This window comes from Promicromonospora thailandica (genome assembly GCF_024171955.1).
Classification (GTDB): Bacteria; Actinomycetota; Actinomycetes; order Actinomycetales; family Cellulomonadaceae; genus Promicromonospora; species Promicromonospora thailandica.
In genome coordinates this window covers 119545-143820 of the sequence record NZ_JAMTCS010000007.1, presented here as the reverse complement: position 1 = coordinate 143820, position 24276 = coordinate 119545, and the positions used below count along the sequence as shown (strand labels likewise).

Here is a 24276-nt window from a genome sequence, read left to right as displayed (position 1 = left end):
GGGGCCTCGTGAGACGTTCAGCACCCGACCAGGAGACCCCTGATGCGTAGGCTTCCCGCCCTGACCGCCACGGCAGCACTCGCCGCGGCCACCCTCGTCCTCACCGCGTGCACCGACGCGTCGCAGCAGCCGTCGGGCGGCTCGACCGGCGCCTCGGACGACGCGAGCGCGTCCGCGCCGCGGTTCGACCCGTCGACCGTCGAGGTCGACGAGGACATCGCGGCCCTGCTGCCCGAGGAGATCGCCGAGCAGGGCACGCTGGTGGTCGGCTCGAACACCGAGTACGCGCCCGCCGAGTTCATCGACGCCGACGGCAAGACGCCGGTCGGCTTCGACATCGACACGATCCACGCCGTCGCCGCCGTGCTCGGCCTCGAGGCCGAGATCGAGTCGGCCCAGTTCGACGGGATCATCCCCGCCATCGGCAGCAAGTACGACGTCGGCATCTCGTCCTTCACGATCACGGACGAGCGCACGGCCGAGGCCAACATGATCAGCTATGCCGTGGCCGGCTCGCAGTACGGCGTCGCCGCGGGCAACCCCGAGGACTTCGACCCCGAGAACCTGTGCGGCGCCACGATCGGCGTGCAGACCTCGACCATCCAGGACGAGGAACTCACCGAGGCCACCGAGGAGTGCGAGGCGGACGGCGAGGAGGCCATCGACGTCGTGCGCTACGACTCGCAGGCCGACGTCACGACCAACCTCGTGGGCGGCAAGCTCCAGGCCATGTACGCGGACTCGCCGATCACGGCCTACGCCTCGGAGCAGACCGACGGCGCGGTCGAGAGCGTCGGCGAGATCGTCGACGCGGCGCCCTACGGCATCGTGGTCGCGCAGGACGACGACGAGCTGACCGAGGCCGTGCAGGCCGCCGTCCAGAAGCTGATCGACGACGGCACGCTGGCGGACGTCTTCGCGGCCTGGGGCAGCGCCGACCCGGTCGTCGAGGAGGCGGAGCTCAACCCGGCCGAGTGACCCGGCCCGCCGAGTGCACGGCACCCGTGGTCCGCACGACGTGCGACTACGGGTACCGTGCACTCATCTTTTCGGGTGACACGTTGAGGGACCTTCGAGGAAAGGAATGGGTGACGTGACGACGCAGACGTCGCCGTCGGGCGGCGATCCCGTACCCAACCGCATCCACGCGCGGCCCGTGCCGCGCCCGGGCCGCCTCGTCGCGGCCGCCGTGGTGCTGGTGCTGGCCGCCATGGCGGCCAACGCCCTGGTGACCAACGACAACTTCCGCTGGGACGTGGTCTGGCTCTACCTGCGCGACGTCGTGGTGGTGCGCGGCGTCATGTGGACGCTGATCCTCACCTTCGGCTCCATGGCCATCGCCGTGGTGCTGGCCATCACGCTCGCGATCATGCGCCGCTCGGACAACCCGGTCATGCGCTGGGTGAGCTGGGCGTGGATCTGGTTCTTCCGCGGCACGCCGATCTACACGCAGCTCATCTTCTGGGGCCTGCTGGCGGTGCTGTACCCGCGGCTCTCGCTGGGCATCCCCTTCGGTCCGGAGTTCTTCTCGTTCCGCACCGACGACGTGCTGACGGCGTTCTGGCTGGCGCTGTTCGGCCTGGCGTTCAACGAGTCGGCCTACCTCGCGGAGATCATGCGCGCGGGCCTCACGTCGGTGGACCCCGGCCAGGCCGAGGCAGCCAAGGCGCTCGGCATGAAGGACGGCAAGATCCTGCGCCGCGTGATCCTGCCACAGGCGATGCGCGTGATCGTGCCGCCCACCGGCAACGAGACCATCTCCATGCTCAAGACCACGTCCCTGGTGGTCGCGGTGCCGCTCACGTTCGAGCTGACCTACGCGACGTCCGCCATGGGCAACCGGCAGTTCCTGCCCATCCCGTTCCTGGTCATCGCGGCGCTCTGGTACCTGCTCATCACCTCGATCCTCATGGTGGGGCAGCACTACCTCGAGCAGTACTACGGCCGCGGGTTCGGCACCACCACGGGCCGCAAGGGCCGGGGCAAGGGCCCGGGCGGCCGGCAGGCGGCCATCGCCGCCGCGGGCACCGTGCAGGTCGATCTCGCCAAGGAGGTGACGCCATGAGCGTCGCGGACACCGCACCGGCCGACGCCGGGACCATGGTCTCGGTGCGTGCCGTGCACAAGGTCTTCGGGCACGGCCACGAGGCCGTGCACGTGCTCAAGGGGGTGGACCTCGACGTCGCGCGCGGGTCGGTCACCGTGATCCTCGGGCCCTCCGGGTCGGGCAAGTCGACGCTGCTGCGCTGCGTCAACGAGCTGGAGGAGATCACGGGTGGCTCGGTCGTCGTCGACGGCGAGCGCATGGGGTACCGCGAGGACGCCAAGGGCGTGCTGCACCGGCTGCACCCCAAGGTCGTCGCGCGCCAGCGTTCACGCATCGGCATGGTGTTCCAGCGCTTCCACCTCTTCCCGCACATGACGGCGCTGGAGAACGTCATGGAGGCGCCCGTGCAGGTGAAGGGGCTGTCGAAGCGGGAGGCCCGGCAGCGGGCGGCGGGGCTCCTCGAGCGCGTGGGGCTGTCGGACCGGACCGACCACTACCCCTCGCAGCTCTCCGGCGGCCAGCAGCAGCGCGTGGCGATCGCGCGGGCCCTGGCGATGGACCCGGAGCTCATGCTGTTCGACGAGCCGACGTCGGCCCTGGACCCCGAGCTCGTGGGCGAGGTGCTGGCGGTGATGCGGGACCTCGCGGAGTCCGGCATGACCATGATCGTGGTGACGCACGAGATCGGGTTCGCCCGTGAGGTGGCCGACCACGTCGTGTTCATGGACGACGGCGTCATCGTCGAGTCGGGTCCGCCGGGGGAGGTCCTGGACGACCCGCAGCACGAGCGCACCAAGAACTTCCTCTCGCACGTGCTCTGACGCGCCGGCGCCGGCCGGGCTCAGGTCGGCAGGGTGAGCGTGAAGCGGCACCCGGCGGCGGTGTTGCGCACCGTGGCCGTGCCGCCGTGCGCCTCCGCCACGCCGCGGACGATCGACAGGCCCAGGCCGGCACCGCTGCTGGCCGGGGCCTCGTCGCGTTCCGGCGTGCGCGCGCCCGTGCCGCGCCAGCCGGCCTCGAACACCCGGTCCAGGTCGGCCTCCGGGATGCCGCCGCACTGGTCCTCGACGGCGATGGCCACCGCGTCGTCGGCGCGCGAGACCGTGACGCGTACCGTGCCGCCGGGCCCCGTGTGCCGGATCGCGTTGACCAGCAGGTTCTCGACGGCCCGGCCGACGTCGCGGGCGTCGAGCGCCGTCACCACGGGTTCGGCGACGTCCCACGCGAGGGTGACCGCACCGGCGTCGGCCAGGGGCTGGGCCGCGGCGACGGCGTCGGAGGCGAGGTCGGCCACGGCCACCGGCTCGCGGTGCGGGGCCGTCGTGGGGGACTGGAGGCGGGACAGGGCGAGCAGGTCGTCGACCATCGCGGCCATGCGCCGGTTCTCCGCGAGGATCCGGGGCACGTGCTCGTCGGCCGGGCCGACGCCGTCCTCGAGCGCCTCCGCGAGGGCCCGCACCGCGGCCAGGGGCGTGCGCAGGTCGTGCGACACCCAGGCCACCAGCTCCCGGCGGCGCAGCTCGACCTCGCGGTCCCGCTCGTGGGCGGCCCGCTCCGCGGCGACGGCGGTCGTGACCGAGCGGATCCGGGCCATGACCACGAGGCCGACCGCGAGCGCGACCGGCACCGTGGCGAGGAGCAGCAGCAGGACGATCGTCGAGTCGGTGGCGGACAGGAACATGGCGCGCGCGCTCACGTAGACGCCCGTGGCCACGGCGCCGACCACCACCAGCGGGGCGAGGGTGGCCGCCAGGGCCACCCGGCGCCGGGCCAGGGCGAACAGGGCGACGGCGCCGAGGGCCCCCACCACCGCGGCCACGAGGGCGGACAGGACGATGCCCGCGACGTCGTTCACCGCGCCGCGTCCCAGCGGTAGCCGACGCCGAACACGGTGACCAGGCGGGTCGGGCGGGACGGGTCGGCCTCGACCTTCTCGCGCAGCCGGCGCACGTGCACCGTCACCGTGGACCGGTCGCCGTGCTCCCAGCCCCACACGCCACGCAGCAGGGCCTCCCGGTCGTACACCTCGCCGGGGTGGGCGAGGAACCAGCGCAGCAGGTCGAACTCGCGCGCGGTGAGCTGGAGCTCGGCGCCCGCGCGCGTGACCCGGTGGGCGAGAGGGTCGAGCCGGAGGTCGCCGTCCTCCAGCACGCCGGGCGCCACCGCACGCGCGCGCCGCAGCAGCGACTGCACGCGCAGCACGAGCTCCCGCGGGCTGAACGGCTTGACCACGTAGTCGTCGGCCCCTGTCCGCAGGCCGAGCACGCGGTCCTCCTCCTCGCCGCGCGCGGTCAGCATCAGCACGGGCAGGTCGGGGCGGTCGGCCCGCAGCCGCCGGCAGACCTCGAGGCCGTCCACGCCGGGCAGCATGAGGTCGAGGACGACGACGTCGGGCGGGCGCGCGGCGGCGGCCGCCAGCGCGGCGGGACCGTCTCCGGCGTGCTCCGCGGCCACGCCGGCGCGCTCCAGGTACGCGACGACCACCTGCGCGACGGTGGCGTCGTCGTCGATCACGAGGGCTCGGGCCACGCCTCAGCGTACGGCCGGACGCGCCGTGGACCCCGTGGCGCGCGCGGCCGTCAGCGGTTCGTAAGAAACAGTTCGCGCACGGGCGGAACCCCGCGGGCCCCGTGCTGCGTCTATGGTGCATGACGCAGAGGATGCGGCGCGCGGTGCGCCGCCAGCCGGCGCCGGGGCGGGGTACCGGCCACGGACGAGGGCGGTACCCCGGATGAGCGAGGTCGCGGTGGGTCCCCAGGTACAACCACGGAGCGGGGAGATCGCCGTCATCCGCAGCGGCGTGGACCCGGTGGCCGACTTCACGGCGTTCGCGCAGGCCAGCACCCCCGCCCTGTACCGGATCGCCTACCTGCTGTGCGGCGATCCGCACCGCGCGCAGGACCTGGTGCAGCTCGCCCTGGAGCGCACGTTCAAGGCCTGGCGCAAGGTGGGCGACGGCGACCCGTTCGCGTACGCGCGCCGGGTCCTGGCGACCGCCCGGATCGACACCTGGCGGCGCACGCGCCGCGAGGTGCTGACGGACGACCCGGGCACCGCCCTCGGCGACCGGAGCACGCCCGCGTCGGACGCCGAGGTGGCCGAACGGGACCGGCTGGTCCGGGCACTCATGGCGCTGTCGGTCAAGCAGCGGCGGGTCGTCGTGCTGCGCTACCTCCTGGACCGGTCCGAGTCCGACACCGCCGCCGAGCTCGGCATCTCGGCGGGTACCGTCAAGTCCACGGCCTCGCGAGCCCTCGCGCGCCTCCGCGCGCTGGTGGCCGACGGCGAAGGGAGCCGGTCATGAGCGTCCACGACATCAACGCGAAGAAGGACGCGGCCATGCTCGCCGACCTGCGTGCCGCGAGCACGACCATCGAGCCGCCGCACTCGCTCGACCCGACCACCATGGCGGTGCGGGCGGTGCGGAATGTCCGGCGCCGCCGCGTCGTGGTCGCGGTGACGGCAGGAGCCGCGGCGCTCGCCCTCCTGGGTGCGGGCATCGGCGCCACGGCGACCGTCCTCGGCGAGCGGCAGCCGCTGCCGGGCGACGACCGGTCGGCCGTCCAGTCCGCCCCGGCCGAGTCGCCGTCCGCGGTGCCCAGCCGGTCCGAGGCGCCGTCGGCGGCGCCGTCGTCCGACCGGAGCAAGGAGCCGCGCCGGTACCTGCGCACGGGGGACGGGGAGCTGCCCGTGCTGCCGGACGTCGAGCGCGGCGTCGTCGAGAACGGGGCGCACGCGCCGTACATCCTCGGCGGCCTCTGGTACGAGGTCCCGGCGGGCGGCTGGATCGCGGTCGGCGACGTCAACGCGGGCGGGGTGGCCGGCTGGCTCGACCCGGACCACCCGCGGGCCGGCGGTCTCGGCGAGGACGGGACCATCGACGACATGGACGCCACGATCGAGCTGCGCAACGTCTTCGACGTGGCCGGCTGGACGGTGCCGGCGCGGGACTCGGGTGCCACGACCCTCGACATCGAGGGTGCGGACCTCGTGGTCATCGAGCAGCACGAGCGCGAGGGCGGCGTGCGCCCGGCGACCATCCGGATCCGCAGCGGCGAGGAGGGCTGGGTCATCGACACCCGGTTCCCGGCCGGCGCGACGGGCGAGACGATGCTGCGCGACTTCGTCGGCAACCTCTGGCTCAAGGAGGCGGGCGAACCCGACTGGTACCAGCCCCAGTTCTCGACGCCGGTGCTCGACGCGATCGAGCACGGCGTGCCGGCCGGCTGGGTCGAGACCGAGCACAACGGACTGCGGTTCGCGGTCCCGCCGGGCTGGACGAGCGAGCCGACCGAGGGCGAGTTCTCCCCGGGCGTCGAGTGGACGGGCCCCACGGTCACGCACGTGGAGCCGGGCGTCGACGCCGAGGCGCTGGCGCGGTGGACGGACGCCACTCCCGAGGAGAAGGAGCGTGCCGCCCAGGACGTCGAGTCGCCCGAGCGGGTGTACGTGCAGGGCGGGAAGCCCGGTGGGCTCTGGTGGACCCGCACCATGGACGCGCCCCGGTCCCAGATGATCGACGTGCCCGGTGCCGACTACGCAGAGGTGATCCCCACCGTCTACAACGCGGACGGCGAGCCCGACTACTACTGGGTGGACATCTACATCCACCAGGAGGACCGCGGCGAGAACCTGTTCCTCGTGGTCGAGTTCGACGGCACCGAGCAGGGCCTGCGGGACCTGCACTCCTTCCTGGGGACGCTCGACTTCCGGCGCTGACCCCGGACCCGGTACGCCGCGGCCCGGCCGGGGCGAGGGAGACATCCGAAAATTGGATGGAACCTTCGCCCTGGCCGGGCCGTGTTCCGTTCGTGACAGTCACGAGTCCGCGCCCACTGGCGCCAGAACCACGGGCCCACCGGCCCGTGGTGCTGCGCGTCGTGCGCGCCGACTCCAGCTCTGCGGACGACCTGGAGACCGTGACCACCGAGCAGAACACCCCAGACTCCTCATCCACCACGACTTCCACCCCCACCACCACCGACGTCCCGTCCGCGCCCGCCACCAGGCCACTCACCGTGGTTCGGGGTGGGGCGGACGGCGCCGATGACGTAGCCTCGCTGCCCGTGCGGACAGATCGGCCTCGGGCCACTCACGCGCGCAGGAACGCCACGACCTCGAAGAACGAAGAGTTCACCGCGTTCATGCGAGAGGCCAAGGACCCCCTCCACCGGATGGCCTTCCTCCTCAGCGGTGACGCGCACCGCGCCGAGGAGCTCACCCAGCAGACCTTCGAGCGCTGCTACCGCCACTGGCACAAGGCGCGCGAGGGCGACCCGCTGGTGTACGCCCGGCGCGTGCTGGCCAACCTGCGCATCGACACCTGGCGCCGCACCCGGCGCGAGATCCTGACCGGGCCGGACGAGCTGCCGCAGGACGACGTCGCCGAGCCCCGAGCCGCCCGGACGCCCACCCGCACGGTCGACGACCGCGACGCCGTGGTGCGTGCCCTCCTGCGGCTGCCGCTCAAGCAGCGGCGCGTCGTCGTGCTCCGCCACCTCCTGGACCTGTCGGAGTCGGAGGTCTCCAGCGAGCTCGGCATCCCGCTCGGCACCGTGAAGTCCACGGCCTCGCGCGGCCTCGCCCACCTGCGCGCGATCCTCGACGTCGACGCCCTGGGCGGGATCCGATGACCATGAACCACCACTCCGACGACGACTTCGTCGCCCGGCTGCGCGACTCGGCGCACGCGGCGGTACCCGCGTCGACGCTGGACCTGGACGACGTCCTGCGCACCAGCCGGCGCAAGCACACCGCCCGGCGGGCCTCCGTCACGCTGGCGTCCACGCTGGCGCTCGCGACGGCGGGGGCAGGTGCGGCGGGCGCGCTCCCGGGGATCCCGGGACTGTGGAGCAGCGCACCCGTGGAGGTGTCGCCGAGCGCCGAGCCGCCGTCGATCCTCGAGGAGGGCGTCGACGTCGAGCCGCCCGCACCCTCGCCCACGGACCTGCCCTCGGCGGCGCCGGAGGCGGAGGCCGTCTACCTCGTGCCCGGCGTGCAGTCGGTGGTGCGGCCGGCGACGTACCGCGTCGACGCCGACACCGTGGTGCTGGATCTCGGCCTGCCCGCCGGGGGCGGCACGCGCTACCTGGCGGTCGTGACGCTCGCGAAGATCGACGGTCGCCACAGCGCGACCGACCTGGAGCTGCTCGCGGGCGGCGACACCGCCCTGCAGAACCTGCGCCAGGGCAACCTCGGCGGGACGCTGCTCTGGCGCGGCGTGACGTCCGACGCGATGGTCCTGCCCGCCGACGGCGGGCCGGCCCTCGTGTTCGGCTTCTCCTCCGCAGCGACGGAGGGGGTGCAGCACCTGGTCTTCGACGACCCGCAGGCCGATGGTGCCGCGGGCGCGCAGGGGGCGCCCGCGTCACCGGACGCCGGCGCGGCCCGGCCCGGCTCGTCGCTGCCGGTCACGCCGTTCGACGTGCTCGGCGACGGCAGCGTGTGGATGCGGGTGCTGCAGGTGGACCGCGAGACCGCCGAGCCGCGCGGTTTCGTGTACGCCAAGGAGGGCACCTGGAGCGCCTCCTGGTGCCGTAGCACGTCGCCGGAGTGCGCGGTCATCCACGACGTCGCCGCGCACGAGGTGAGCACACCGAAGCCCGCGAAGCCCGCCCCGATGGTGGCGGAGCTCGCCCCGATGCTGGTCGAGAACGCGGAGGCGAACGAGGTCGCCGCGATGGAGGCCTGCGTCGCGCGGCGCACCGGCACGGGCTGGACGGCGCCGCCGCAGCTCGCCGGGACGTCGTTCTGGCGCGCGCCCGAGGGCGTCGACGCCGCCGTGTGGCGGCTGTGCCTCATCGACCTGAGCGAGGCGCTGCAGCTCGCGTCGACCGGCGAGGTCCAGCCCGACGGCGAGGTCTCGCCGAGGCCGGCGGACCCGACCCCGACGCAGAGCACGTCGCCCGACGAGGACGACAGCGACCCGCTGGGGCTCGGCGCACTCCTGGAGGGTCTCTTCGGGGGATAAGACTTCCCGGCCCACGTCTCGTCTGGGGAGATGGCGTGGGCCGGGAACACCCGAGCGGGCCGAGGCAGAGTCTGGGGATCTGCCTCGGCCCGCTCCTTTTCTTGTGCGGGGCTCGGGTGGCCTACTCGCCGTCCTCGCAGGCCACGCCGTTGTTGTTGCGGTCGAGGTGCGGCAGGTAGCCCGGCTGACCGGCGGCCAGGGGGGCGGCGCCCGCCGCGCGGACCGCGTCGCAGTTCCAGTAGAAGACGGTGCCGGGGTTGTTGCCGCCCCCGTTGCCGCCGTCGTCCCAGTCGTTCTCCTGCTGCTGTTGCTGCTGCTCCTCGAGCTGCTGCTCCTGCTGCTCGAGCGACTTCTCGCGCTCCTCGAGCTGAGCCTCCCGCTCGCCCAGGGCCTGCTCGCGGGCCGCCACCTCGTCGCGCTGCTTCTTGACCTGCGTGGCCTGCGCCTCGATGTCGGCGGCCTGCTCGTCGAAGCCGGCCTGGGCGCTCTGCGCGTCGGCGATCGCCTGGTTCGCGTCGGCCTGCTGGCCCGCGGTGACCACGACGCCGATGATGACGCCCAGCGCCAGTCCGGCCACGGCGATGGCGACCATGAGGCCGGCCCCCGGGCCGCGCGAACCGTTCTTGCGCCCGCCCGCGCCCCGTTCGCCCGGGGGCACGGCCGCGACGGGCACCGGCCCGCGCGGGGCGTGCTGGTTCGCGTCGTCGATGCCGAGCGGGATGCTCAGGGGGCCCGGGCCGGCGGCCGCAGGCGCCGTCGCCGGGTTCTTGCCGCCGAGGTTCTTGAGGGCGGCGAGCACTCCGGACGTCGGGTTCTTGCGGGGCTCCGCCGCGGGCGGAGGCGGCGGTGCCGAACCTGGCTGCGGCGGGTACACCGGCTGCGGCCCGGAGCCCGGCCGGGGCGGACCGGGCGGCGCGCTGACGGGGGCCATCGTGATGGTCGAGCCCATCGCCTCGGCGGGGGGCAGAGCGGCCGGGGGTGGTGCGGCGGCCGGACGGGCGGGCGGCGCGTCGATCACCTGGATCGCCACGGTGCGGGTGTCCGCCCCGGCCTCGGTGCCGGTCAGCGGACCGGCCGCCGGGTCGGCGGCCGCGGGGGGTGCGGGCGGTGCGGGGGGCGCCGCCGCGCGGGGGACGTCGGTCTGGGGAGTGTCGACCCAGTAGTTCCAGCCGGGCGGTGCCGGCGGCCACGAGGGGTCGGGCGCCCAGGCGGAGTCGGGTCGGAATCCCGGGGGCACCTGCCAACCCGGGGGCGGGTTGAAGCGCACGGGCATGGTTGCTCCTTCGATACGGTCGGCCCCACTATCGGCCATCCAGGCGGTTCGGCGCCAGAACGCGAGGTCGAACCGGACATATCTACTGCCTGCGGAGCACGACAGTAGCGTGCTCGTGTCAGAGGTCACTGGTAGACCTGGGGACATGTTCCTCCTGGAGCGTGACGACGCGGGCACCCTGGTGCACTCGGCGAGCGATCTCGTGACCGCCGGCGAGTGCGAGTTCCGCCTGCTCCGGCGCCTCGACGAGCTGCTCGGCCGCAGCCCCCGCCGGCCGCGCGAGGAGGACGCGATGCTCGCGCGCACGGCGGCCCTCGGTGAGGACCACGAACGGCGCGTGCTCGCGGCGCACGTGCGCGCCCACGGTCGAGCCGAGCCGGGCCGGGCCGGCGGTGTGCTCGAGGTGGCACCGGCGCGCCGCATGTCCTGGGCGGACCTGACGGACGCGCACTCCCGCACGCTGGCCGCCCTGGAACAGGGGGCCGACGTCGTCTACCAGGCGTCCTTCTTCGACGGTCGGTTCCACGGCCGGGCCGACTTCCTCGTGCGGGACCCGCTCGCCGGACCGCTCCGGTACGCGGTCCACGACTCGAAGCTGGCGCGCCGCACCAAGGTGCGGGCCCTGCTCCAGCTCGCCGCCTACGCCGACCAGCTGACCGCGGCCCGGGTGGACCCGACCGACCAGGTGCACCTGGTGCTCGGCACCGGGGAGACGACGTCGCACCGCCTCGCCGACCTGATGCCGGTGTTCCGCCGTCGGCGCGCCCGGCTGCTCGACGTGCTCGAGAGCCACGTGGCCGACGACGCCCCGGTGCGCTGGGACGACGAGCGCTACCTCGCGTGCGGCAGGCTCCGCGACTGCCCGGACTGCGCCGAGGCGGCCGCGGCACAGCGGGACGTGCTGCTCGTCGGCGGCGTCTACGGCAGGCAGCGTCTCCGGCTGGCCGCGGCCGGCATCACCACGATCGACGCGCTCGCGACGGCCGACGAGCCGCCCGACGGCATGGCGGCCGGACGCTTCGCCGACCTCCGCGCCCAGGCTCGCCTCCAGCTCGGGCTGGACGACGGCGACGGGTCGGTCGCGCTCGACGGCCTGCCCGACGGCACCGACCCGGACGGGCCCGACGCCCGGCTGCGCTGGCAGCTGATCGGCACGGAGGCGATCGACCGCCTGCCGGCCCCCAGCCCGGGCGACGTCTTCTTCGACTTCGAGGGCGACCCGCTCTGGGAGGCGGGACGGCTGCCCGGGGACGACCAAGCGCCCGCCATGGGTCTCGACTACCTCTTCGGCTGGGTCGAGCGGCCGGGTCCCGGCGACGTCCGCCCGCCGTTCCACGGACTCTGGGCCGACGACCTGGCGGGCGAGCGCGACGCCCTGGTCCGGTTCGTCGACTACCTGACGGAACGCCGGGCGACCTACCCCGACCTGCACGTCTACCACTACGCGGCCTACGAGAAGACGCACCTGCTCTCCATCGCCGCACGGCACGGGGTGTACGAGGACGAGGTGGACCAGCTGCTGCGCGACGGTGTGCTCGTGGACCTCTACGCGGTGGTGCGCTCCTGCCTGCGCATCTCGAACCGGTCGAAGTCGATCAAGAGGCTGGAACCCCTCTACATGCAGGACGATCCCGCACGCGAGGGGGTCACGAGCGCCACGGCGTCGGTCACGGAGTACGCCGAGTACGCGAAGCTGGCGGCCGAGGGGGACGAGCGCGCGGCGGGCCTGCGGCAGCGCATCCTCGACTACAACGAGTACGACTGCCGCTCGACGCTCCGGCTGCTGGAGTGGCTGCGGACCGCCCGGGCGCAGGCGGGGCCCGGGACGGAGGCGCGCGCGTACGCGCTCCCGGACCAGGCTCCGGCTGCGGCGGCGGGAGCCGAACCGGGCGGCCCGGCCGCTGCGCAGTCGCCCGATGACGCCGCGGCCGCGCGGGCCGCGGCACGGCGCGAGAGCCGCGACCGACGGCTCGCGCTGGGCGCGGAGATCGCCGCACGGGTGGGGGAGAACCGGGGGGAGCGGTCGCTCGAGGTGCAGGCGCTGGCCCTGCTGGGTGCCGCGGTCGGCTACTACCAGCGCGAGATGAAGCCGTTCTGGCAGGAGCACTACGCCCGGCTGGAGCTGCCCCTGGACGAGTGGCCCGGCCGCCGGTCGACGTTCCACGTGGAACGAACGACCGTGCTGCGGGACTGGGACGTGGTGGGCCGGGACCGCCGACCGACGCGGGATCTCGAGCTCGTGGGCCGCATGCTGGACGGGTCGCGGGTCGACGGGTCCGACCTCGGCGCGGGCGACGGCGTGCATGTGCTGTACGACCAGCCGGTGCCGCCCGTGGCGCTGCCCCGCGGTGCGGACGAGCTGACCGCGCGCGCCGTGCGCGGGGAGCACCCCGGTGGCCTGATCGTGGAGGTGCGCGACCTGGACGAGGGTGACCAGGACGGCCTGACACGGGGCTTCGACGTGGTGGTGCTGCGGGAGCGGCTGTCCGGCAGCGCAGATCCGCACGACCAGCCCCCGGTGGCGCTCGCGCCGCAGGCAGGGCCGGGGCACGACGCCCAGGAGCAGGCGGCCGAGGACGCGGCTCGCGCGGCCCTCGCCACCTGGGACGCGGACCGCACCCTGCCCGACGGCGCGGCGGTCGACCTCCTGCGTCGTCGCCCGCCGCGGCTCGTCGACGGCGGGCCCCTGCCGGAGCCGGGGGAGGGCGACGGGTTCGACCTGGAGGGTGCGGTGCACGCCGCGGTCGAGCGGCTCGACCGGTCCTACCTGGCGGTGCAGGGCCCGCCGGGGACCGGGAAGACGCACGTCGGCTCGCAGGTGGTGGCCCGCCTGGTGGCCGCCGGCTGGCGCGTGGGCGTCGTGGCCCAGTCGCACGCGGCGGTCGAGAACATGCTGACCGCCCTCGTCCGGAAGGCGGGCGTGCCGGCCGACCGGGTGGCCAAGAAGCGGCGGTCCGCGGCGACCGGAGACGAGGCGCCGCAGCCCTGGCAGGAGCTGGGCGGCGAGAAGCTCGCCGAGTTCGTCGCCCAGAGCACCGGCGGCTGCGTGGCCGGTGGCACCGCCTGGGACTTCGCGCACGCGCGCTGGCCCGCTGAGGGGCTGGACCTGCTGGTCGTCGACGAGGCAGGCCAGTTCTCCCTGGCGGACACGGTCGCCGTGGCCCGGGCCGCGCGGCGGCTGCTCCTGCTCGGCGACCCGCAGCAGCTGCCGCAGGTCAGCCAGGGCAGGCACCCGGAGCCGGTCGACGAGTCCGCGCTCGCGTGGCTCGCCGGGGGCAGCGCGGTGCTGCCTGACGGGCTGGGCTACCTGCTGCCCGAGTCGTGGCGGATGCACCCGGAGGTCTGCGCGGCGGTGTCCCGCCTGGCGTACGCCGACCGCCTCTCGGCCCACCCGGTGACCACCACCCGGTCGCTGGACGGGGTGGCGCCGGGCGTCGTGCACGTGCCCGTGACCCATGAGGGACGGTCGACGTCGTCTCCCGAGGAGGCGGCCGAGGTGGTGCGCCAGGTGCAGCACGTGCTGGGGCGGGCCTGGGTGCCGGGCGCGGACCGCGCGCCGCGTCCGCTCGGCCCGGACGACGTCGTGGTGGTCGCGGCCTACAACGCCCAGGTGCACCTCGTGCGCCAGGCGCTGCGCACGGCCGGGCTCGGGGGCGTTCCCGTGGGCACGGTCGACATGTTCCAGGGCCGGGAGGCGCCGGTGGCGATCCTGACGCTGGCCGCCTCGGCGCCCGAGAACGTCTCCCGGGGGATGGGGTTCCTGCTGTCGCGCAACCGGATCAACGTGGCGGTGTCCCGGGCGCAGTGGCGAGCCGTGGTGATCTCGTCACCACGGCTCACCGACTACCTGCCGGGGGACCTGGACGCGGACGGTGTGCGCCGGCTCCTGGAGCTGGGCGGGTTCCTCCGCCTCATCGGGGGCTGACGCGCCGCCGTCGGGTCAGAACTCCCCGCCGAAGTCGCCCCCGCCGAAGTCGCCGCCCCCGAAGTCCCCGCCGCCGAACATGTCACCGAAGAACCCGCCGCCGGCGTCGCCACCCGCGTCGCCGCCCTCGGCACCCGCGGCCTCGACCGGCTCTGCGCCCGCGTCGCCGGCCTCCGCGCCCGGGTCGCCGCCCTCGGCCCCGGCCTCCTCGGCGCCGCCGGCCTCGCCGCCCTCCTCGCCACCGGCGAAGTCCTGGCTCGGGTCGCCGAACGAGCTGCCGAACATCATGTCGGCCACGGCCGAGCCGATCACCATGCCGCCGATGGTGCCGAGCATGCTCGCGCCGAGCATCGACCCGAAGCCCGGGCCGCGGCTCTGCCCGAAGTTGCGCTCCAGGGTGCCGGGGTTGCGCATCTCGGCGCGGGTCGCCATGCGGGCCAGGTCGCGCGGGTCGTCGGACGTCGCGCGCTCGCCCGGCGGGACGGTCTCGCTGAGCTGGGCCAGCACCTGGCTGCGCTGCTCGGGCGTGAGCTGCGCGAACGCCTCGGCGTGCGCCTCCTCGACCCGGTCCGGCGGGGCGGTGCGGAGCAGGTAGCGGTACCGCTCGATCGCCACCTCGTCCTCGCTGCGTCCGGTGCTCGCGGCGGAGCCGGAGGCCGGGGCGGTGCCGTAGGCGGGCGTCTGCGCCGGCGGGTACTGCTGGCGCGGCGCTCCGCCGCCCTGGTACATGCCGGGGATCTGGTCGCGCGGCTCGCGGCCGAGCAGTCGGTCGAGGAAGCCCATGATCTCGTCCTTCGTAGGAGTGACGCGTGGATGACGGTCCAGACAGGGGAACGCCCAGCGCCGTCCCGTGGTTCCGGGTCGACAGGCCGGAACCCGGACGTGCGAAGGCCCGGCCACCTCAGGGAGGTGGCCGGGCCGTCAGCGTGCGACCGGCGCCGGCTCGGAGAGCTCAGCGCGCTGGCCGCGAAGATTCTGAAGGGATCAGATCGGGCGGATGTTCTCCGCCTGCAGGCCCTTGGGGCCCTGCTTCACGTCGAACTCGACGCGCTGGTTCTCCTCGAGCGAGCGGTAGCCGCTCGACTGGATGGCGCTGAAGTGGGCGAACACGTCCTGCCCACCGTCCTCGGGCGCGATGAACCCGAAGCCCTTCTCGGCGTTGAACCACTTGACGGTTCCGAATGCCATGTACTGCTCCTTGCAAGATGCGACGACCCCGACCGTCGGGATCGCTGTAATCACGGTGTCGTCGTCATCTCTTGGAAGAACGATCGAGGCACTGCAACGCAGACAACTCTACCTGCCCGTCGCGCAAATCGCCCGCGTCGAGTGCGTCACCATTCGCTGTACGCATTCCAGCCCTGCATTTGCGCCGTTTTGGCCGCGCCTCGCGCCCGAATTCACCCGGATTCATGGGCGCTGCATGCCCGGGTAACATCCTCGTAACGATCGAGGTGGTGTGACGGACTAGACACACCAGCGTCACACAAGGTGACTACGTTCATCGCCACGACGAGGCAAGTTGCCGCGTCAGGTTCACTCCCGCTCGAAGGGGACCAGCAGAAATGATTCGACGTTCCACGGCGGCTCGCGGGCTCGCGGTCGCGGCAGTCCTCAGCGTGGGCCTCTCGGCCTGCGCCACCACGTCCGGAGGCGGCGAAGCAGAGGGCGACGCCGATCCGCTGAAGATCGGCACCCTGCTCCCGCTCACCGGAAACCTGGCCTACCTGGGCCCGCCCGAGGTCGCGGGTGTCGGTATGGCCGTCGCCGACATCAACGAGGCCGGTGGCGTGCTCGGCAACGACGTCGAGATCGCCAGCGCCGACTCCGGTGACGGCGACAACCTCGCGGTGTCGACCAACTCGGTCACCGACCTGCTCGGTCAGGACGTCAACGCCATCATCGGCGCGGCGTCGTCGACCGTGACCCTGAACGTCGTCGACTCGGTCACCGAGGCCGGCGTGCTGCAGGTGTCGCCCGCCAACACGTCGACGACCCTGTCCGGGTACTCGCCGCTGTTCGCGCGGACGGCCCCGCCGGACACGGTCCAGGGTTCGGCGCTCGGCTCGCTCATGCTCGAGGACGGCCACCAGAAGGTCGCCTTCCTGACCATGCAGGACGACTACGCGACCGGTCTGCGCGACAACGTGCAGAAGGCCGTCGAGGCCGGCGGCGGTGAGGTCGTCTACGGCGGCACCGGTGACGGCACCGAGTTCGCGCAGGCGGAGACCAACTTCGCCAACGTGGTCTCGGACGCTCTGGCGGCCAAGCCGGACGCCATCGCCATCTTCGCGTTCGAGGAGACCAAGGCGGCCATCGCCGAGCTGGTCACCCAGAACTGGGAGTTCGCGGGCAAGACGTACCTGTGCGACGGCAACACCGCCGACTACTCGAAGGACTTCGACCCGGGCACGCTCGAGGGCGTCAAGGGCACCATCCCCGGCGCCGACGCCCCGGACGACTTCAAGGAGCGGCTGAACGCCTGGTACGAGGAGGACGCCGGCGAGGAGCTGACGGACTACGCGTACGCGGCTGAGTCCTACGACGCCGCCATCCTCGTCGCGCTCGCCGCTGTCCGTGGTGAGGGCACCGACGGCCAGACCCTCGCGGACAACATCCGTGCGGTCTCCGGCTCGGAGGAGGGTGCCACCGAGGTCTCGACGTTCGAGGAGGGCGTCGAGGCGCTCGAGGCGGGCGACGAGATCGCATACAAGGGACAGTCGGGCATCGGCGCGCTGAACGAGGACAACGACCCGTCGTCCGCGTTCATCGGTGTCTACGAGTACGACGACAAGAACGGGATCGTCTGGACCAAGGCGGTCGAGGGCTCGGTCGAGGGCTGACGACCAGCCCTGGAGCACCGCACGACGACCAGGCCCGGCCGCCCTCTGGGGCGGCCGGGCCTGATCGTTGTCGAACCGCGACCATCGCGGGGAGCGAACCGGACACGGGGCCCGCCACCTGGTGTCCGACAGGCGTGCGCCGCCGGATCCGCAACGACGCGGATCGATCCGACGCCTCCCTGTACAGCCTCGGAAACCGTGTGTCACACGACACGTGTAATCCGTGACACATGGTGCGGCTACACTTCCGGCACGCTGATGCCATCAGTTTGATGCAGGCCTGGTTAAGCCGGGCTAAATCGAGGTGGCGTCGTGCGGCACCGAGACCTCGGGGCACCACACACCAGAACCGACGGAGGACCCGGCAGATGACAGCCGACCGACCGAACCTCGCGACGGCCGCGGGCAGGCTCGTGGCCACGCTCGCGGCAGCGGCCTTCCCGGCCCTGCTCGCCGCGGCGCCCGCCATGGCAGCCACGGCGCCCGTCGCGACGGACTGCACATCCGACAGCACCACGGCCTGCGTCGCGGCCGTCGTCATGGACGAGAACCGCGACTTCGTCCCGGACGTCACCGTGACCATCACGGGCAGCGACTTCGAGGCCGAGGTGGTCACCACCGCCGACGGTCCCGTGTCCGTGGCGGTGCCCACGGTCGGCGGCTACACGATCGCGGTCGACGAGGCGTCCGTGCCGGACGGGCTGTTCCCGGACCCGCCCGAGATCGCCGTGACCGCGCAGACCGGGGCCACCGCGCGCGGCGCGATCATCCTCGGCGACCAGCCGGCGGCCGGGCCGTCGTCCGAACCGGACGAGACCGCGACCTCGGGCGGCGGCGCCGAGACGCCCGCCGCGGGTGAGGAGCAGGAGGCGACCTCGGGCGGCTTCTCCTTCGCGAACGCCTGGCAGAAGTTCGGGCTGGGCATCCGCCTCGGCCTGCTGCTCGCGCTGGCCTCGGTGGGTATCAGCCTGATCTACGGCACCACCGGCCTGTCGACCTTCGCGCACGGCGAGCAGTTCACCCTCGGTGCGGTGTTCGCGTTCATCGCGATCAACATGTGGGGCCTGCCCTTCTGGCCGGCCGCGCTCCTCGCGGTGGCCATCTGCACGGCCACCGGCTTCGTGCAGGACGTCGTCCTGTGGAAGCCGCTCCGCCGCCGCGGCACCCCGCTGACGCAGCTCATGATCATCACGATCGGCCTCTCGCTGACCCTGCAGTACACGATCCAGCTCATGATCGGCAACGGCTCGGAGCGCATCCTGAGCACCAACCCGACCTCGATGACGATCGCGGGTATCACGCTCTCGACGTGGTCCTGGGCCTCGATGGGGGTCGCGGTCGTGGCCATCCTGTTCATCGGCTGGTTCCTCACGCGGACCCGGATCGGCCGGGCCACGCGCGCCGTGTCCGACAACCCCGCGCTCGCGTCCGCCACCGGCATCAACCCGGACAAGATCATCCGCATCGTCTGGACCATGTCCACCGGCTTCGCCGGCCTGGCGGGCCTCATGTACGGCCTGTCCGTCGGCACGTTCGGCTGGAACACCGGCATGCAGATGCTGCTGCTGATGTTCGCCGCCGTGACGCTGGGTGGCCTCGGCACCGCCTACGGCGCGCTGGCCGGCTCCATGGTCATCGGCATCGTCGTCGAGATGTCGCCGCTCATCCCCGGCATGCCGAACGACCTCCGCTACGCCACGGCGCTCGCGATCCTGATCCTCGTCCTGCTGCTGCGGCCCCAGGGCCTCCTCGGCCGGCGCGAGCGGATCGGCTGAAAGGACAACTCCCATGGAAGAACTGAGCCGAATCCTCACGCAAGCGGCCGGCGAGCTGATCGCGCCGACCACCGCCGCCTACGTCCTGGCCGCCATCGGCCTCAACCTGCACTTCGGGTACACCGGGCTGCTCAACATGGGCCAGGCGGGCTTCATGCTGCTCGGCGCCTACGGGTTCGCCATCTCGACGATCGCCGGCTCGCCGCTGTGGCTCGCCGTCCTCGTCGCGCTGGTCGCCAGCATCCTGTTCGCGCTGATCCTGGGTATGCCCACGCTGAAGCTGCGCGGTGACTACCTGGCCATCGTCACGATCGCCGCCGCCGAGATCATCCGCATGCTCGGCCGCTCCAGCGGCCTCGCCGAGTGGACCGGCGGCCAGGCCGGCCTGCGCGGCAACGAGTTCAAGGACACGTTCGCCGCGCTGTCGCCCCTGCCGGACGGGCGCACCGCGATCGGACCGTTCGAGTACCTCAACAACGGGTCGGACTCCTGGTGGGTCCGCATCGTCGGCTGGTCGCTGGTCGCACTGGCCCTGCTCGTCGTCTGGCTGCTCACCCGCAGCCCGTGGGGCCGCCTCCTCAAGGGCGTCCGCGAGGACGAGGACGCCGTGCGCGCCCTCGGCAAGAACGTCTACGCCGTCAAGATGCAGGCCCTGGTGCTGGGCGGTGTGCTCGGCTCGCTGGGCGGCATCATCTACGTGCTGCCCCGTGCGGTGCAGCCCGACGGCATGGCCCGCTCGATGACGTTCTTCGTCTGGACCGTGCTGCTGCTCGGCGGCGCCGCCACGCTGTTCGGGCCCGTGCTGGGCGCGATGCTCTTCTGGGCCGTCTTCATGCTGCTGCGCGCCGGCATGCGCGAGGGCATGGCCGGGACGCTCGCACCCGACCAGGTCGAGAACATCGGTGGCCTCGTGGTCGGCCTCGCGCTGATGCTGCTGGTGATCTTCCGGCCGCAAGGAATATTGGGGAACAAGAAGGAGCTCGCCTTCGATGCCCGATGAGACGCTCCCCGAGACGCCCCCTGAGACGCTCCCTGAGACGACGGAGAACGACGTGACTGAGGTGACAGAGCCGGAGAGCACCGTGGAGGCGCTCGAGTCCGTCGAGCGCAGCGACTCCGCGGCCGCCAAGGCGGCGGAGCACGTGCTCGCCACGGTCGAGCCCACGGTCGGCGTCAGCAAGCCGGACACGATCCTGGTCGCCGACGGCGTGCAGCGGCGGTTCGGCGGCATGACGGCCGTCGACGTCGACCACCTCGAGGTCCAGCGGGGTGTCATCACCGCCCTGATCGGCCCCAACGGTGCCGGCAAGACGACCTTCTTCAACCTGCTCACCGGCTTCGACAAGCCCAACCAGGGCTCGTGGTCCTTCGAGGGGAAGTCCCTGGCCGGGATCAGCGCGGCGAAGGTCGCCCGCAACGGCATGGTGCGCACGTTCCAGCTCACCAAGGCGCTGTCCCGGCTGACGGTGCTGCAGAACATGCAGCTCGCCGCGATGGACAACCCGGGCGAGAACCTTTTCGCCTCCCTCGTGAAGCCGCTGTGGTCCGGCACGGAGAAGAGGAACGCCGAGAAGGCGCTCGAGATCCTCTCCCGGTTCAAGCTCGACGCCAAGAAGGACGACTTCGCGGGGTCGCTCTCCGGCGGCCAGCGCAAGCTGCTGGAGATGGCGCGGGCCCTCATGACGGACCCGACCATGATCATGCTCGACGAGCCCATGGCCGGCGTGAACCCGGCCCTGGTCCAGTCGCTGCTGGGGCACATCCAGGCGCTGCGCGACGACGGCATGACCGTGCTGTTCGTCGAGCATGACATGCACGCCGTGCGGCACATCTCGGACTGGGTGGTGGTGATGGCCGAGGGCCGGATCGTCGCCGAGGGTCCGCCCGCCGCCGTCATGCAGGACCAGGCGGTCGTGGACGCCTACCTGGGTGCCCACCACGACACCGACCTCGGGGACGACTCGCTGCTCGACCCCGCGGTGCTGGCCCGGCTCGAGGCCGAGGAGGAGAAGCGATGACCGAGACAGCCGCGCCCGCCGCCGCACCCACCGCCGAGAAGCGCGAGGTGCTGCTGAAGGCCACCGACATCGTGGCCGGGTACCTGCCCGGCGTGAACATCCTGAACGGGTGCAACCTCGAGGTCGCCAAGGGTGAGCTCGTCGGCATCATCGGACCGAACGGCGCCGGCAAGTCGACGCTGCTGAAGTCCCTGTTCGGCCTCGTCACCGTGCGGTCCGGGTCCGTCACGCTCGGCGGCGTGGACATCACGAACCAGAAGGCCAACACCCTCGTGTCGCAGGGCGTCGGGTTCGTGCCGCAGAACAACAACGTGTTCCCCTCGCTCACCGTCGAGGAGAACCTCCGCATGGGCGTCTACCTGCGGCCGCAGGCGTTCGCGGAGCGGTTCGAGTTCATCACCGACCTGTTCCCCACCCTGGGCGAGCGGCGCTCGCAGCGGGCGGGCGCCATGTCCGGCGGTGAGCGGCAGATGGTCGCCATGGCCCGCGCGCTCATGATGAACCCGTCGGTGCTGCTGCTCGACGAGCCGTCGGCCGGCCTGTCGCCGGTGCGGCAGGACGAGACGTTCCTGCGCACCCGGATGATCAACAAGGCAGGCGTGTCCGTGGTCATGGTGGAGCAGAACGCACGGCGCTGCCTGCAGATCTGCGACCGCGGCTACGTGCTCGACCAGGGCAAGGACGCGCACACCGGGACCGGCCGCGAGCTCCAGGCCGACCCGAAGGTGATCTCCCTGTACCTGGGCACCCTGGCGGAGGACGTCGACAAGGCCTCCTGACCCACTCCGCAACGTCTCAGACCCTCAGGTCACCCCGGTGACCTGAGGGTCTGACACGTCGTGGAGAGGAGGAGAATCGGAGGGTGCTGCAGCTCGCCTCCGACAACTACGCCCCCGTCCACCCCGAAGTCATGGCCGCCGTCGTCGCGGCCAACGACGGCGCCGCCGTCTCCTACGGCGACGACCCTGTGTCCGCCCGTCTCCAGGTGCGCGCCGCCGAGGTCTTCGGCGACCGTGCCCGCATCTTCCCCGTGCTCAACGGCACCGGGGCGAACGTCGTGAGCCTCATGGCCGTGACGCCGCGCTGGGGCGGTGTGGTCGCGAGCGACGTCGCGCACGTCCACACCGACGAGAACGGCGCACCCGAGCGGGTGGGCGGCCTCAAGCTCCTCACCGTCCCGGGCACGCACGGCCGCATCGGGCCCGACGCCGTCGACCGCTGGGCCGGCGACCTCGGCGACGTGCACCGCGCCCAGCCCGCCGTGCTCAGCCTCACCCAGGTCACGGAGCTCGGCACGGTCTACTCCGTGGCGGACCTCAAGCTCCTCGCCGACGCCGCCCACGCCGCCGGCCTGCGCGTGCACATGGACGGGTCGCGCCTGGCCAACGCGGCGGCCACGCTCGGCGTCGGCCTCCGGGAGATCACCACCGACGTCGGCGTGGACATCCTGTCCCTCGGCGCGGCCAAGAACGGCGGCATGCTCGGCGAGGCGGTGGTGGCCCTGTCGGACGACGACGGCGCCACCGGGCCGGCCGCCGCCGTCCCGTACCTGCGCAAGGCCACGATGCAGCTGGCGTCGAAGACCCGGTTCGTGTCGGCGCAGCTCCTGGCGCTGCTCGGTGAGCCCGGCACGCCGACGTCGGGCGCCGGGCCGGAGGCGCCGCTGTGGCTGCGCAACGCCGAGCACTCCAACGCGATGGCGGCCCGGCTGCGTGCGGGCCTCGGGTCGGCGGGCCTGACCTCGGCCGAGAGCGCCGTCCGGGTCACGCGGCCCACCGAGGCGAACGTGGTGTTCGCGACGCTCCCGCGGGCCGCGGCCGACCGGGTGCGCGCCGACGTGCGGTTCTACGACTGGGCCCCGGGCGAGACCGCCGACCGCGTCGAGGTGCGCTGGATGTGCGCGTGGGACACGACGGAGGCCGACGTCGACGGCTTCGTGGCGCGCGTCGCGGCGTCGCTCTGACCCCGCCCGTCCGCTGATCCCCTTCGAGACCGAGGTTTCTTCGCTCTGAGCCGCCTCAAAGCGAAGAAACCTCGGTCTCGAAGGGGATGGAGCGGAGCGTCGTCGCGCCGGATTGCACATCCCAGGCCCCGCGGGTCGACACTGGGTGTCATGACTCGTCTTCGCCCGCTCGGCCTCGCCGCCGCAGCGGTCCTCGCGGTGGCGGCCCTGACCGCCGGCTGCGCCGGCCCCGGCACGGAACCCGACCCGACGGCGCTGCCCGGGCCCGCCCAGTCCAGCGGCCAGTCGAGTGCCCGGCCCAGCGGCGGCTCGCCGTCGCCGTCCGACCCGGCGCCGCCGTCACCGTCACCGTCCGCCTCGCCGTCCGTGCGGCCCCCCGAACCCGGTCCGACCACGGAGCCCGGGCCCACGGAGCAGCCCGCCGCGCCGGGCGACCCCGACCTCTCGCTGGTGGCCGGCTGGACCCTGGAGGAGAAGGTCGGGCAGGTGGTCATGGTCGGCCTGCCGGTCAAGGGCCCGTTCCAGCCCACGTTCGACATGATCCGCGACGACCACATCGGCGGCGTCTTCCTGCACGGCCGTACCCAGGCGGGGCGGCAGCCGGTGAAGAACCTGGTCGACGCCGCCGTCGACGCCGCGGCGCAGGAGCGGCAGCCGCTGTTCGTCGCGACCGACCAGGAGGGTGGCGCGGTGCAGGTGCTGCGCGGCCAGGGCTTCAGCGACATCCCGAGCGCGGTCGAGCAGGCCGGGCTCGACCCGGCCGACCTGCGTGCCCGGTCCCGCACCTGGGGGCAGGAGCTCGCCGCCGCGGGGGTGAACCTCAACCTCGCGCCGGTGATGGACCTCGTGCCCCAGGCATCGGCGCAGGCCAACCCGCCCATCGGCGTCTTCGGGCGGAACTACGGCTTCACCGCCGAGTCGGTGGTCGCGCACGGCAACGCGTTCGCCATGGGCCAGCGGGACGCCGGGGTGCAGACCTCGATCAAGCACTTCCCCGGGCTGGGCCGCGTCACCGCCAACACCGACACGACCGCGGGGGTGACGGACACGGTGACCGGTCCGGACGCGCCGTCGGTGGACGTGTTCGACGCCGGCATCGCGGCGGGCTCCGGCCTGGTGATGATGTCGTCGGCGGTCTACACGCGGATCGATCCCGACGCGCCCGCGGTGTTCAGCCCCCGGGCCGTGGGCCTGGTGCGGGACCTCGGGTTCGACGGCGTCATCATCTCCGACGACCTGTCCGCGGCGGTCCAGGTCACGGGCGTGCCGGCCGGGCAGCGTGCGGTCCGCGCCGTGGACGCCGGGGTGGACCTGGTGCTCGCCTCGGCGAAGCCGTCGGTGGCACCCGCCATGGTGGACGCGCTCCTGGCGGCGGCCCGCGAGGACCCGGCGTTCGCCGCGAAGGTGGACGCGGCGGCGGCCCGGGTCGTCGCGGCGAAGGCCGGGCTCTGACGCATGCGTG

General features: G+C 73.1%; 20 protein-coding genes. 15 read left to right on the top strand and 5 right to left on the bottom strand.

Going from position 1 to position 24276, the window contains the following annotated elements:
* Positions 1-42: 42 nt before the first annotated feature.
* The 3 genes from APR03_RS12585 to APR03_RS12575 all read left to right on the top strand — a co-directional run bounded on the left by APR03_RS12585 (position 43) and on the right by APR03_RS12575 (position 2868).
* The gene (locus tag APR03_RS12585) at positions 43-978 is read left to right on the top strand and encodes an ABC transporter substrate-binding protein (RefSeq protein ID WP_253836102.1); all 936 of its coding nucleotides are present in this window, start codon (positions 43-45) and stop codon (positions 976-978) included.
* A gap of 115 nt (positions 979-1093) precedes the next feature.
* Positions 1094-2065 (top strand): amino acid ABC transporter permease, encoded by a 972-nt coding sequence (locus APR03_RS12580; protein WP_253836101.1) that lies wholly within the window; start codon positions 1094-1096, stop codon positions 2063-2065.
* Positions 2062-2868: an amino acid ABC transporter ATP-binding protein gene (locus APR03_RS12575; protein ID WP_372494855.1), complete on the top strand. Its 807-nt coding sequence runs from the start codon at positions 2062-2064 to the stop codon at positions 2866-2868. The genes APR03_RS12580 and APR03_RS12575 overlap by 4 nt, the downstream gene beginning before the upstream one ends.
* Before the next feature lie 20 nt (positions 2869-2888).
* Here APR03_RS12575 and APR03_RS12570 read toward each other — a convergent pair whose 3' ends face one another.
* Positions 2889-3902, bottom strand: coding sequence for a sensor histidine kinase (locus tag APR03_RS12570; RefSeq protein ID WP_253836100.1), 1014 nt, complete (start codon positions 3900-3902; stop codon positions 2889-2891).
* The gene (locus APR03_RS12565; protein ID WP_253836099.1) at positions 3899-4576 is read right to left on the bottom strand and encodes a response regulator transcription factor; all 678 of its coding nucleotides are present in this window, start codon (positions 4574-4576) and stop codon (positions 3899-3901) included. The genes APR03_RS12570 and APR03_RS12565 overlap by 4 nt, the downstream gene beginning before the upstream one ends.
* A 202-nt stretch (positions 4577-4778) precedes the next feature.
* Here APR03_RS12565 and APR03_RS12560 point away from each other — a divergent pair, with 202 nt between their 5' ends.
* The 4 genes from APR03_RS12560 to APR03_RS12545 all read left to right on the top strand — a co-directional run bounded on the left by APR03_RS12560 (position 4779) and on the right by APR03_RS12545 (position 9017).
* Positions 4779-5351, top strand: a complete 573-nt coding sequence (locus tag APR03_RS12560) for a SigE family RNA polymerase sigma factor (protein ID WP_253836098.1) — start codon at positions 4779-4781, stop codon at positions 5349-5351.
* Positions 5348-6766 carry a hypothetical protein gene (locus tag APR03_RS12555; protein WP_253836097.1) on the top strand — a complete coding sequence of 473 codons (1419 nt, stop codon included), beginning with the start codon at positions 5348-5350 and terminating at the stop codon, positions 6764-6766. The genes APR03_RS12560 and APR03_RS12555 overlap by 4 nt, the downstream gene beginning before the upstream one ends.
* Positions 6767-7065: 299 nt before the next feature.
* Complete coding sequence (locus tag APR03_RS12550; protein WP_372494869.1) at positions 7066-7680, top strand: SigE family RNA polymerase sigma factor; 615 nt, start codon at positions 7066-7068, stop codon at positions 7678-7680.
* Between the two features lie 2 nt (positions 7681-7682).
* Positions 7683-9017 (top strand): hypothetical protein, encoded by a 1335-nt coding sequence (locus APR03_RS12545; protein WP_253836095.1) that lies wholly within the window; start codon positions 7683-7685, stop codon positions 9015-9017.
* 121 nt (positions 9018-9138) lie between these two features.
* Here APR03_RS12545 and APR03_RS12540 read toward each other — a convergent pair whose 3' ends face one another.
* On the bottom strand, positions 9139-10290 hold the full coding sequence (locus tag APR03_RS12540; RefSeq protein ID WP_253836094.1) for an excalibur calcium-binding domain-containing protein: 1152 nt from the start codon (positions 10288-10290) through the stop codon (positions 9139-9141).
* 145 nt (positions 10291-10435) lie between these two features.
* Between APR03_RS12540 and APR03_RS12535 the strand changes: the two genes are divergently transcribed.
* A complete protein-coding gene (locus APR03_RS12535; RefSeq protein WP_253836093.1) occupies positions 10436-14215 on the top strand; it encodes a TM0106 family RecB-like putative nuclease in 3780 nt (1259 codons plus the stop codon).
* A gap of 15 nt (positions 14216-14230) precedes the next feature.
* Here APR03_RS12535 and APR03_RS12530 read toward each other — a convergent pair whose 3' ends face one another.
* Positions 14231-14998 (bottom strand): hypothetical protein, encoded by a 768-nt coding sequence (locus APR03_RS12530; protein ID WP_253836092.1) that lies wholly within the window; start codon positions 14996-14998, stop codon positions 14231-14233.
* Between the two features lie 201 nt (positions 14999-15199).
* Entirely contained in the window at positions 15200-15403 is a 204-nt protein-coding gene (locus tag APR03_RS12525) for a cold-shock protein (RefSeq protein ID WP_036971009.1), read from the bottom strand.
* Between the two features lie 377 nt (positions 15404-15780).
* Here APR03_RS12525 and APR03_RS12520 point away from each other — a divergent pair, with 377 nt between their 5' ends.
* From APR03_RS12520 to APR03_RS12490, 7 genes are all read left to right on the top strand, one after another.
* A complete protein-coding gene (locus tag APR03_RS12520) occupies positions 15781-17058 on the top strand; it encodes an ABC transporter substrate-binding protein (RefSeq protein WP_253836091.1) in 1278 nt (425 codons plus the stop codon).
* Between the two features lie 368 nt (positions 17059-17426).
* Positions 17427-18833 (top strand): branched-chain amino acid ABC transporter permease, encoded by a 1407-nt coding sequence (locus APR03_RS12515; RefSeq protein WP_253836090.1) that lies wholly within the window; start codon positions 17427-17429, stop codon positions 18831-18833.
* 13 nt (positions 18834-18846) lie between these two features.
* Positions 18847-19833 (top strand): branched-chain amino acid ABC transporter permease, encoded by a 987-nt coding sequence (locus tag APR03_RS12510; protein ID WP_253836089.1) that lies wholly within the window; start codon positions 18847-18849, stop codon positions 19831-19833.
* 52 nt (positions 19834-19885) lie between these two features.
* A complete protein-coding gene (locus tag APR03_RS12505; RefSeq protein WP_372494852.1) occupies positions 19886-20851 on the top strand; it encodes an ABC transporter ATP-binding protein in 966 nt (321 codons plus the stop codon).
* Entirely contained in the window at positions 20848-21630 is a 783-nt protein-coding gene (locus tag APR03_RS12500; protein WP_253836088.1) for an ABC transporter ATP-binding protein, read from the top strand. Before APR03_RS12505 ends, APR03_RS12500 begins: the two co-directional genes overlap by 4 nt.
* An 83-nt stretch (positions 21631-21713) precedes the next feature.
* Complete coding sequence (locus APR03_RS12495; RefSeq protein ID WP_253836087.1) at positions 21714-22814, top strand: threonine aldolase family protein; 1101 nt, start codon at positions 21714-21716, stop codon at positions 22812-22814.
* Between the two features lie 150 nt (positions 22815-22964).
* Positions 22965-24266 (top strand): glycoside hydrolase family 3 N-terminal domain-containing protein, encoded by a 1302-nt coding sequence (locus APR03_RS12490; RefSeq protein WP_275977473.1) that lies wholly within the window; start codon positions 22965-22967, stop codon positions 24264-24266.
* Positions 24267-24276 lie beyond the last annotated feature (10 nt).

What these genes read in the sequence shown, in the direction of transcription:
- APR03_RS12585 (WP_253836102.1), top strand. Translation starts at nt 43, where the DNA reads ATGCGTAGGCTTCCCGCCCTGACCGCCACGGCAGCACTCGCCGCGGCC.
- APR03_RS12575 (WP_372494855.1), top strand. Translation starts at nt 2,062, where the DNA reads ATGAGCGTCGCGGACACCGCACCGGCCGACGCCGGGACCATGGTCTCG.
- APR03_RS12560 (WP_253836098.1), top strand. Translation starts at nt 4,779, where the DNA reads ATGAGCGAGGTCGCGGTGGGTCCCCAGGTACAACCACGGAGCGGGGAG.
- APR03_RS12555 (WP_253836097.1), top strand. Translation starts at nt 5,348, where the DNA reads ATGAGCGTCCACGACATCAACGCGAAGAAGGACGCGGCCATGCTCGCC.
- APR03_RS12545 (WP_253836095.1), top strand. Translation starts at nt 7,683, where the DNA reads ATGAACCACCACTCCGACGACGACTTCGTCGCCCGGCTGCGCGACTCG.
- APR03_RS12540 (WP_253836094.1), bottom strand. Translation starts at nt 10,290, where the DNA reads ATGCCCGTGCGCTTCAACCCGCCCCCGGGTTGGCAGGTGCCCCCGGGA.
- APR03_RS12535 (WP_253836093.1), top strand. Translation starts at nt 10,436, where the DNA reads ATGTTCCTCCTGGAGCGTGACGACGCGGGCACCCTGGTGCACTCGGCG.
- APR03_RS12530 (WP_253836092.1), bottom strand. Translation starts at nt 14,998, where the DNA reads ATGGGCTTCCTCGACCGACTGCTCGGCCGCGAGCCGCGCGACCAGATC.
- APR03_RS12525 (WP_036971009.1), bottom strand. Translation starts at nt 15,403, where the DNA reads ATGGCATTCGGAACCGTCAAGTGGTTCAACGCCGAGAAGGGCTTCGGG.
- APR03_RS12520 (WP_253836091.1), top strand. Translation starts at nt 15,781, where the DNA reads ATGATTCGACGTTCCACGGCGGCTCGCGGGCTCGCGGTCGCGGCAGTC.
- APR03_RS12515 (WP_253836090.1), top strand. Translation starts at nt 17,427, where the DNA reads ATGACAGCCGACCGACCGAACCTCGCGACGGCCGCGGGCAGGCTCGTG.
- APR03_RS12510 (WP_253836089.1), top strand. Translation starts at nt 18,847, where the DNA reads ATGGAAGAACTGAGCCGAATCCTCACGCAAGCGGCCGGCGAGCTGATC.
- APR03_RS12500 (WP_253836088.1), top strand. Translation starts at nt 20,848, where the DNA reads ATGACCGAGACAGCCGCGCCCGCCGCCGCACCCACCGCCGAGAAGCGC.
- APR03_RS12490 (WP_275977473.1), top strand. Translation starts at nt 22,965, where the DNA reads ATGACTCGTCTTCGCCCGCTCGGCCTCGCCGCCGCAGCGGTCCTCGCG.